General features: G+C 67.8%; 1 pseudogene. It reads right to left on the reverse strand.

The features are described 5' to 3' along the window. Positions 1-242 (reverse strand): annotated as a pseudogene (locus tag HCJ94_RS29470) (NF041680 family putative transposase); the annotation flags it as partial.

Consider the following 242-nt stretch of genomic DNA (forward strand, 5'->3'; position numbering starts at 1 on the left):
ACCAGGCAGGTCCAGCGGTCGGCGGCATGCGGGTCTCGCAGCTTCGGGCTGGTCCAGCCGAGGGTCTGTTTGAGCATGCGGAAGGTGTGCTCGATGTCGAAGCGGCGCAGGAACACCTGCCATAGCAGGTCAACCTCGGCGGCGGTGGCGGTTGCCTGCGACCACCACAGCCAGACCGGTTTCGCGGTGGCGCCGCTGGGCAGCCGGTCGACGGTCAGCAGGATCACGGTGCCCTCGATGAT

Origin of the sequence: Micromonospora thermarum (genome assembly GCF_012034245.1) — a bacterium.
GTDB classification, from domain to species: Bacteria; Actinomycetota; Actinomycetes; order Mycobacteriales; family Micromonosporaceae; genus Micromonospora; species Micromonospora thermarum.